We start from the raw sequence: 9,488 nt of genomic DNA, 5'->3' as shown, positions 1-9,488 counted from the left end.
TACAGATGGGAGTGCCGAGGTGCGCGAGAGGGGCGGGGAGCGGTCGGGGAGGGGCGGGGAGCGGTCGGGGAGGGGCAGGGAGCGGTTGGGGAGGAGGAAGGGGAGGTTTGGGGCGAGAAGGGAACGGTCGCAGAGGGTTGGGGAGCGTTTTGTGGGAGGGAAGGAGCGGTTCTGGGGGGAAGGGAGGGTTGTGGAGGTTTCGGGAGCGGTGGCGGAGGGGTGGAAAAGGGGGCGCGCGCGTCGGGAAGGCGGTCGGGGGAGGGGGGCGTCGGACTGCACTCCGCGCTCGTTCACGAGTCGCTCCACGCGCCCGCTCGCGCCGCCTGTAGGAAGCCCCTCCGGGCCCCCGCGCCTCATTCCACAGGTTCATGCAGGCGGTCCGCAGTCGACGAGCCGTCCACGTGTGTTGAGGCTCTCCATGCGCGGCGCTATGCTTGCTGAATTCCAAGAGACACCTGACGAGAGGGGCTCATCCATGTCCCTTCGGCCCAAAGACGCCGCCCAACCGAGCTCGCTGCCCGATGAGGCGTTTCTGGAGGGGGCAACCCGAGCTGTCGAGAAGGCGGTTGCAGATCTCCATGAGCGTTCCATCGGCACGACCCGCGTCATCGATGGGCGAGTGGTGCGCATCCACGCCGATGGACGCCGCGAAGATCTCGGGGTGGTCGGCTCCCGGCGAGACCAGCAGAGCTAGTCGAGAGGGAAGCTCGATGACGACCTCACCCGGCGCGACCGACGTCAGCGCAGCTCCAGGGGTGGTCATGACGCGCTGGCGCGCGAAGCTCTCGCGAACGCGCTCCTCGAACGCGGCATCTGCTGGCGTGAAGTCCTAGGGTCCAAACGGTGTCCTGGCATCGCTCATCGATGTGCTCCCGCCCGAGGCATGCCGAGAGCCTGCCACGGGCGCAAGTCACCTGGAGCCTTCAGCAACGCCTTCGAGCGCGTCACGGGCCATGCAGGGTCCGTGCGCATCCCCGCCCGAACGGCATCGGGCCATGCCCCGGAGTCACCTCACGGAGCCTGGATTGCCGTGGGTGGATGGGTCAGTCGGGGGTGACGGTCTTGACGAGGACAAGGAAGTTCTTGCCTCCCGCGCCTCTCACGTCGCCGATGTACAGCTTGTCGTACCTCACGAATGCCGTCCTGTTCCCGCTCATCACGCCCGTGATCACGGTCTTGTCCGACCCTGAGATGTCTTCCGCGACGTCGAACTGGATGTTGTCGTAGTTCGGATTGCTGGTGGGATCGATCTCCCACCGAAGCGACTGCGTGTTCGAGGGGGCAGCGGTGGTTCCGAAATCATCGCTCGAACGCCATGTCTGGCCCTTCTGGGGACCAGGCCCCGACGTGACGCTCGCCATTAGAATTTCCATGGAACGGACTCCTTCGCACTCGGGTTGTCGTTGCTGTCATCCTCGTGAATCGAGAATGACCTTGGGGCTCACTGAGCGCTGAGAGCCGTCACCCAGGTGCAAGCCCGCCAGTTCCCATCCAGCATGCCCCCCGGTTTCAGCAAGTCGAATGCCACGCCGAGCAGCCTTGTGCCGAGGACTGCCACGAGGGGCTCCTCGGAGGTGAAGGGCGCGCGGTTCAGCACGGCGCGCCGAGGATGCGCCGCAGCTCCGGCGCCGTCGTGTGGTTTCGGAATCCTGGTACACCTCGCTGGAAGCTCCGCGCTGCCGCGAGGCCACCGACGAGGACGGGTTCGCTCCCGACATCGCGCACGAGCTGGGCCGCGATTTGAAGGGCCTCCTGGTCGGCGCTCGCGAGAGGAACGCCGAGCTTGACGAGCGGGTCGTTGCTCCCGGAGGGCGGATTGCACGCGTCGGGCAGGATCTTCCCACGCAATGCTTGCTGGAGGTCACGTGCTAGATCGGGCAGCGCTTCGTACGGCACGGCGAACAGGAGCACCGTTCCGAACTCGGCCGCGTGGCGGGGAACGCCCACCGACGCACGCGGGCCGAGTTCCTTCGCCATCGCCGCGAGCTGGTCGGGATGCCGCGACGAGAACAGCACCTCGTGCCCAGCCTTCACCCAGAGTCGGCCGACAGGACCGCCGAGCCACCCTGCGCCGATGACGCCGATGCGCACCTTGTGGACGCTATGCTCAGCAGCGTTTCCCCTCGTGGCCCAAGCTCAATGCTGATCGTGTCACGAGCGCGCTTGGCGAGGAGCACGCAACGCCGCCCCCGCCGGAGCTGCCCCTCCAAGCCGCAAAGCTCATCGATACAGCGGCGCAGTGTCTCGCGCTGCTTCGCGAACCCTTCGTGCTGGAGACCGTCCTGTTCTCTGACAAGTACCGTTCCCTGATTCCGCTGGTTCGCCGCACGGGGCTGATTTTCCGTCTTGTTTACATCACCACCGTGCATCCCGACATCAACGTCGCACGTGTACGTCGGCGTGTCCTCGCCGGTGGCCATGATGTCCCCGAAGATAAGATTCACGAGCGCTGGACACGATCCATGGACAATCTTGCAGGGTTTGCCGAGCGTGCAGATCGCTTGATCGTGGTGGACAACTCCGGCCAGGAGCCGGTGATGCTCGCATTGCGCCACCTGGAAGGTGCGCTTGAAATCCATGACGTCGACCATCCCGCGTCGGATCGTCTGCGCTCTCTGAGAAATACGGTCCGGCTGCCCTGAAGAAGGAACCTCTGTGGCCGCGAGGGCGCTGCGGCGTGCTCCATGCGTTGCACCGTGGCACGCTTCAGTCATGCGCGCATTCGTCGGCGCGCGGCTTCGAGGAGCTCTCCATGATCCACCCTGCAAGGCGCGACGAGGACGCGCTCCAGGTACGCGTCGACGTTGCAGAGGACCCTCTGCTCAGGCTGGAGTGAAACTCGAGGGGGAGGGAGGAAGCGGTTGGGGGGAGGGGGGAAGCGGTGACGGTACGCCACTGCGTGCTTGAACTCACGTCGAGTGTGAGCGAGGAGGCTTCGTCATGACCAGGGCTCTCTTCGCTGCTGCTCTGACGGGCATGCTGCTTCTCGGCGGGTGCGTTGGGGTAGGGTGGGGGTTTGGTCCGGGCTTCTCGTCCACAGACAGGGGGCTCTTCTCGGCAGGGCCTGTGGTGGTGCACCGGGGGGATGCGTACTTCCTGGTATGGACGCAGGGGGCTCACCCCTTCTTCTTCCGGCCGAATTACAAGGCGATGGATGGGCGCCTCGTGTTCGCGCTGGTGGCGACAAGCAGTTCCGGGAATCTCGCTGGACGTCAGCAGGAGATGAAGATTGAAGGCGCCGACAATCTTCAGGCTCTGCAGCGTGGAGGTGCCTGCTGGTGGGAGCGTGAGCCTGAGCCTGAGGGGAGGTTTCCGCGGCTGCAGGTGGTGGAAGAGTCTCCGGCGGCAGGGGCTCGATGAGCACGAGGGGCGCCGCAGGCATCGTTGCCGTACCGAGACGACGCGCCAGGAAGAAGGCGGAGCCGTCGTGAGGTGACGACAGGGCAGCTCGGGGGCGGCTGCGCCTCCGCGGGGGGGTCGGTTCCGGCGTAGTTCCCGCGTGTTTCTGCGTATTTTCGCGCTGGCCAGCAGCGGGGGGAGCAGGCGCAGGAGGGGGGGAGGAGGGGGACTGCCGTCCCTCTCCAGCTTCAGCGTATACCAGACATGGGGGCTTGCCGGAAGCCCCGGGTCATGCCGCACAGTCGTGGGCATGACAGAGCAAAAGCACGCGGTGGTGATTGCTGGAGGTGGGCCGACGGGGCTGATGTTGGCGGGGGAGCTCGCGCTGGCGCGGGTCGATGTCGCCATTGTGGAGCGGCGCGCCAACCAGGATATCGAGGGGGCGCGCGCGGGGGGGCTGCATTCACGCACGATCGAGGTGCTCGATCAGCGGGGGATCGCGGAGCGCTTTCTGTCGCAAGGGAAGGTGATGCAGGTCGCGGGCTTCGCGATGAACTATCTCGACATCAGTGACTTTCCGACGCGGCGCAACCACGGGCTGGCGCTGCGGCAGGATCGCATCGAGCAGATCCTGGCAGACTGGGTCGAGGAGCTGGGGGTGCCGATCTATCGGGAGCGGGAGGTGACGGGGTTTGCTCAGGACGAGGGGGGGGTCGATGTGGCGCTGTCCGATGGGCGTTCGGTGCGGGCGATGTTCCTGGTGGGATGCGACGGGGGGCGCAGCGTGATCCGGAAGAAAGCTGGGATCGACTTTCCGGGGTGGGAGGCGTCCACGAGCTACTTGATTGCCGAGTGCGAGATGAGCGGTGAGCCTGCGTTCGGGATGCGGCGTGATGAGAGGGGGATCCATGGGCTCGCGAAGCTCGAGGAGGGGAACCGGGTGCGGGTGGTGTCGAGCGAGCGGCAGGTCAGGCAAGGCGTTGCGCCGACGCTGGAGGACCTGCGGGAGGCGCTCGTCGGCCTCTACGGGACGGACTATGGGGTTCACAACGTGACGTGGCTTTCGAGGTTCACCGATGCGACACGGCAGGCGGCGTCCTACCGGGAGAGGCGGGTGCTGCTGGCGGGGGATGCGGCGCATGTGCATTCTCCAGCAGGGGGGCAAGGGCTCAACATGGGGATCCTCGATGCGGTGAACCTGGGATGGAAGCTGGCGCAGGTGGTCAAAGGGACGTCGCCGGAGAGTCTGCTCGATACGTACCAGGCCGAGCGGCATCCGGTCGCGGCGCGCGTGCTCAGGGCGACGATGGCGCAGGCGGCACTCAACCGGGGCGATGAGCGGACGCAGGCGCTGCGGGAGACGGTCGCGGAGCTGTTGAAGATGGATGAGCCGCGCAAGCGATACGGGGCGATGATGTCGGGGCTGGACATTGGCTACGACCTCGGTACGGGACACGCGCTGCTCGGGCGGCGTATGCCGGATCTGGAGGTGGTCACCGAGAGCGGTCCACGGTGGGTGTTCACGCTGCTGCACGAGGGAAGGGGGGTGCTGCTCAATCTCGGTGAGCCCGGGGGTCTCGATATGGCTCCGTGGGGGGATCGGGTGCGGCGGGTCGAGGCTCGGTACGCGGGGGTGTGGGAGCTGCCGGTGCTCGGGGCGGTCGCGGCTCCCACGGCGGTGTTGATCCGGCCCGATGGGCACGTGGCGTGGGTCGGGGAGGGCACGGTCGAGGGGCTTCGCGAGGCGCTGACCACGTGGTTCGGGCCGCCCAGTCAGGGGTGAGTCGGTCGGCGTCGGCGTCGGCTGTGATGGCGTCAGGTCGCATGCACAGGGGGGGAGCGGTTCAGGGGCCGGGAGGCCCGGGGCGTGAGCCTGGAGAAACGGCGTGGACATGCTTGGCACGAGGGCTGCTAAGGGGCTGTTGTGGGCTGCTAACAAGGTGGTCAGCGATGCGTGATGCCAGGCGCTCCTCGCCGGAATGATCACGCGGCGCTTTTCTTCAGCCGTAGACAAGGTGATCTCATGAGCTTCTCTCGGACGGTGGTTCTGGTTTCTGGCTTCGCGTTGGTCGCTTCAGGGTGCACTGGGGGGACGGAGGCGGTCGACTTCGACGTCGAGGAGATCGGCGCGCAACCCCTCACCGGGGATGACTGTGGGGGGTGCGGTACGGGGACGAATGGGCTGCCCTCCGCGGACTTTCATCAGAACGAGTGGAAGCTGCGGGACGTCCTGGGGGAGTCCGTGGTCGAGACCGATGAGCACGGGGATATCTTCGCGGTGACGAACGGCCTTCTCGACACGGAAGCAGGCGTGAATGTCTTCAAGTATGCGCTGCGCTGTGGGGTCGACGAGGATCAGGTGGTGGTGAAGGATCTCACCGGGGGGGGGATGCTCAGCACCACGGGGGCCTGGGTCACGGTAGGTCTGGGCGACCCGGCGCGGTCGGATGTCTACACGTGCATGCTCGGGCACCTGAACCCTTCCGGGACGGAGGTTCCGATCATGATGAAGGGGGCAGCCATCACGCCCGGGAGCCACTCTGGTCCGCTGGAGGTCCCTCTTTCCGCGTTCGGGTTCCAGGAGGCGGTGTGGGCGACGGTGATCGATCCCCTCACGCACAGGCCCTTCTACCATGTGTGGCCGCAGGCTCATCTCCTGAGCCACTGCACCAACCCGGCGCTGCTCGCCGTGGCGCTGAGGAGCCGGGTCTGCGGGCTGGGCGTTCAGGACTGTGGGCTGACGATCCACAGCAATCCGCTGGACTTCGCGACGGACTGCTCGGGGAGCGACGGGGTCTATACGTGCCTTGGGTACAGGGCCATCGAGACGTGGCTCGTCACCGAGGACAGGGACGAGATCTACGGGGCCTGCGTGCAGTGACGCGTGCAGTGATGCGCGCTGTGATGCGCGCTGTGATGCGCGCTGTGCGTGGGTGATGTGTCAGCGGGGAGGTGCAGGGTCGCCCGGGGGGGCCGCCAGGCGCTGGGCTTCCTGCAGGGAGGGCCGCTCCGAGCGGGTGAGCTGCGGGTTGTGGCGGGCTGCGGCCGTGAGCGCTTCGATGGCCTGGGCGGCGGCTTCGCGGCGGTGGGCTGCGTCCGTCAGGCTCCGGGCGCGCAGGAGGAGGAGGCGGCCCTTGCAGGCGAGGGCGGTGCCCAGGCGAGGGTTGATGGAGAGCGCCTGGGCGACGCGGTCGAGGCCGCGGGCGAGGTCTTCGGCGGCAGCGTGAGGGGGGGCGCCGGAGGAGGCGCGCAGTTCGTGGATCTCGGCGAGGATGAGGTAGAGGCGGGGGTCGGCGCGGGGTTCGTCGAGGAGGGGGAGGAGGGGGGCGAAGGCGGCGTCGAAGTCGGCCGGGTGGGGCGCTCCGTGGCGGCGTGCCCAGCGCAGGGCGGTGATCTCGGTGAGGGCGCTCCAGGCGCGGGTGTCGGGGGAAGAGGGGTTCTGCTGCAACGCCTGGGTGAGGTGCCGGCGGGCTTCGCGGAGGGCAGGGGCCGGGTCTTCGTCGCGGGTGAGCAGCCACTGGGCACGGAGGGCGGCGGCCTTGCCGCGGGCTTCGAGGATGGCCGAGGAGGAGGGGGAGAGGCGCTCCATGTCGCGGGCGCTGGCCTCGATGCCGGCGAGCGCAGGGCCGATGTCGGCGCCCGAGGCGACGGCCCACATGGCCTCGGTGCGGTGCAGGGCGGAGGTCCAGGAGGGGATCCAGCGGTAGCTGGGGCTCTGCTGCTCGAGGGCGTCCAGTGAGGCGGTGGCCGACTGGAGGGCGCGGGCAGGGGAGGCTCCGACGGTGACGAGGTGCTCGGCGAGGGTGAGGTCGGCAAAGACGCGGGTGGCCTTGGGGTAGGTGAACTGGGGGTCGAGGGCGATGGCGCGGTCGCAGGAGAGGCGGGCCTGGGCGAGGGAAGGCTCGGGGTCCTCGCCGTGGGTGGACTCGCGCTGGGCGCGCATGACGAGGGAGGAGCAGCGTTCGTTGAGGGCCCAGAGGAAGGTGGGGTCGGCGTCGAGGGCGGCTTCGTAGCCGGCGATGGCGTGGTGGACGGCGGGGGCGATGTCGCGGCTGCAGGTGCTGGCGTAGAGGGCCTGGGAGCGGAAGACGGCGCCGACGAGGTAGTGGGCCATGGGGCTGTCAGGGGCCTGGCGCTGGGCTTCTTCGGCCCAGTCGGCGGCGTCGGCGAAGACGGTGTCAGGGTCTTCGTCGGGGAGGCCGCCCGCGGCGAAGGCCCAGGTGAAGGCGTTGTGCGCGGCGGCGAGCTTGAGGTAGCCGGAAGGGCTGCGGGGGCTGGCGGTGATGGCGCGCTCGCAGGCGGTGGTGGCCTGGTCGAAGCTCGGGCGCGGGGGGGAGCCGTGGGTGAAGGTGCCGATCATGGTCTGGGTCCAGAGGGCGCAGGTGGCTTCGTGGACGGCAGGGTCGGAGCGTCCGAGGTCGGCGGCGGCGCGGTAGGCGTCTGCGGCTTCGGTGAACCAGCGGGTCATCTGGGCGAAGTCGAAGGCGGCGTCGTGGCCGTGGCGGCTGCCGATGGCGAAGAGGACGTCGGCTTCGAGCTTGCGGGCTTCGTGGAGCCAGGGGGCGGCGGCGAAGGCTTCGCGGGCCTTGGCGAGGGCGTCGTCGTGGCGCTCTTCGTCGAAGGCGATGAGGCCCTCGACGTAGGCAGGGGCTTCGATGGGCTGTCCGCGGGTGTGCGCGCCGAGGGCGGCGCGGAGGTGGGTGAGGGCAGGCTGTTTGTAGCGGGCGTCGAGCTGGGCGAGGTGGGCTTTGCGCTGCTCGCCCTGGAGGCGCTTGGCGTCGTCGAGGCCCTGGCGGTAGAGGGCGCGGAGGGCGAGGCCGGTGGCGTAGTCGAGGCCCGCGGAGCGGTAGCCGCTGGCGGCAGCAGCTTCGAGGTGGGGGAGGGCGAGGTGGGGTTCCTGGAGGGCGAGGTGGCCGCGGCCGAGGGCGTAGTGGCCAGGGCCGAGGCCGGCGTCGCCGGCGGCAGTCATGCGGTGGGTGATGTGGTCGAGGCGGGTGCGGACGATGTCGCGTTCGCGCTCGACGTCGTGGAGGGGCATGCCGTGGGCGCTGCGGAGGAAGAGCTCCATTTCGCGGACGTCTTCGCCGAGTTCGCGGGAGAGGGTGGTTTGCTCGGCAGCGATGCGGCGGGCGCGGGCCCAGAGGGCGGTGGCGAGGAGGGCGGCGAGGAGGGCAGAGAGGGCGACGGCGACGGCGGCCTTGTGGCGGCGGGCGCGCTTCGAGAGGGCGTAGGCGGTGTAGGCGAGGGAGCCGCGGCGGGCGAGGACGGGGTCGCCGTCGAGGAAGCGCTGGAGGTCGTCGCCAAGGGCGCGGGCGGAGTCGTAGCGGGCGCCAGGGTCTTTTTCGAGGCAGCGGAGGACGATGGCCTCGAGGTCGCGGGGGATGTGGGGGTCGCGTTTGCGGAGGGGGAGGGGGTCGTCGGTCTTGATCTTGGCGAGGAGGTCGAGGAGGCCGTCGGCGATGAAGGGGGGGCGGCCGGTGAGGACGTCGTAGAGGGTGGCGCCGAGGCCGTAGACGTCGGTGCGGCGGTCGAGGGTGCGGACCATGCCCGCGGCTTGCTCGGGGGCCATGAAGGCAGGGGTGCCGAGGATGGCGCCAGTCATGGTGCGGCCGGTGTCGCCGACGTCGCGGGCGAGGCCGAAGTCCATGAGGTAGGGCTTCCAGGCGCCGTCGTCGGCACGTTCGAGCATGATGTTGGAAGGTTTGACGTCGCGGTGGATGAGGCCGAGGCGGTGGGCTTCGTGGAGGGCAGAGGCGATCTGGCGGGCGGCGCGGACCTTTTCTTCGAGGGTCATGTCGGCCTTGGCGCGGTCGAAGGGGGCGCCGCGGATGAGCTGCATGACGATGAAGCGGGCGTGATCGGCGGTGCCAGCTTCGTAGACTTCACAGACGTTGGGGTGGGAGAGGCGGGCCTGGGAGCGGACTTCGCGGAGGAGGCTGCCGCCGCGCTCGGGGTCGGCGCCGAGGAGGAGCTTGAGGGCGACGTCGCGGCCGAGGCGGAAGTCGCGGGCGCGGTAGACGGCGGCGGTGCCGCCACGGCCGAGGAGTTCGAAGGATTCGAAGCGGCCGTAGAGGGAAGGGGGGATTTCGAGGAGGTCGGGGGGGGAGGTGCCGTCGTCTTCGCGGAGGGCGAGGGGGGCGTCGGGGTGG

The 9,488-nt window shown here is 68.9% G+C and carries 7 protein-coding genes; 4 read left to right on the top strand and 3 right to left on the bottom strand.

The features are described 5' to 3' along the window. Positions 1 to 710: 710 nt before the first annotated feature. A complete protein-coding gene (locus CAP_RS55520) occupies positions 711 to 833 on the top strand; it encodes a hypothetical protein (protein ID WP_269325011.1) in 123 nt (40 codons plus the stop codon). A 210-nt stretch (positions 834 to 1,043) separates the two neighbouring features. Here CAP_RS55520 and CAP_RS42800 read toward each other — a convergent pair whose 3' ends face one another. Further along, positions 1,044 to 1,373 carry a hypothetical protein gene (locus CAP_RS42800; protein ID WP_044252414.1) on the bottom strand — a complete coding sequence of 110 codons (330 nt, stop codon included), beginning with the start codon at positions 1,371 to 1,373 and terminating at the stop codon, positions 1,044 to 1,046. 217 nt (positions 1,374 to 1,590) lie between these two features. Then, the gene (locus tag CAP_RS42795; RefSeq protein WP_052376926.1) at positions 1,591 to 2,091 is read right to left on the bottom strand and encodes an NADPH-dependent F420 reductase; all 501 of its coding nucleotides are present in this window, start codon (positions 2,089 to 2,091) and stop codon (positions 1,591 to 1,593) included. A 176-nt stretch (positions 2,092 to 2,267) separates the two neighbouring features. On the opposite strand from CAP_RS42795, the gene CAP_RS51730 reads away from it, so the two are divergent. The 3 genes from CAP_RS51730 (at position 2,268) to CAP_RS42775 (ending at position 6,220) form a co-directional block, all read left to right on the top strand. Next, complete coding sequence (locus CAP_RS51730; protein WP_156041680.1) at positions 2,268 to 2,642, top strand: hypothetical protein; 375 nt, start codon at positions 2,268 to 2,270, stop codon at positions 2,640 to 2,642. Positions 2,643 to 3,649: 1,007 nt separating this feature from the next. Beyond that, the gene (locus CAP_RS42780) at positions 3,650 to 5,122 is read left to right on the top strand and encodes an FAD-dependent monooxygenase (protein ID WP_044252405.1); all 1,473 of its coding nucleotides are present in this window, start codon (positions 3,650 to 3,652) and stop codon (positions 5,120 to 5,122) included. 240 nt (positions 5,123 to 5,362) lie between these two features. Further along, the gene (locus CAP_RS42775; protein WP_044252402.1) at positions 5,363 to 6,220 is read left to right on the top strand and encodes a hypothetical protein; all 858 of its coding nucleotides are present in this window, start codon (positions 5,363 to 5,365) and stop codon (positions 6,218 to 6,220) included. A gap of 60 nt (positions 6,221 to 6,280) precedes the next feature. Here CAP_RS42775 and CAP_RS42770 read toward each other — a convergent pair. Further along, positions 6,281 to 9,488, bottom strand: a 3,208-nt coding sequence (locus tag CAP_RS42770) for a serine/threonine-protein kinase (RefSeq protein WP_052376925.1), incomplete at its 5' end; no start/stop codon positions are given.

The organism is Chondromyces apiculatus DSM 436, assembly GCF_000601485.1.
Taxonomy (GTDB): Bacteria; Myxococcota_A; Polyangia; order Polyangiales; family Polyangiaceae; genus Chondromyces; species Chondromyces apiculatus.
This window is presented reverse-complemented; position numbering and strand designations above follow the sequence as displayed.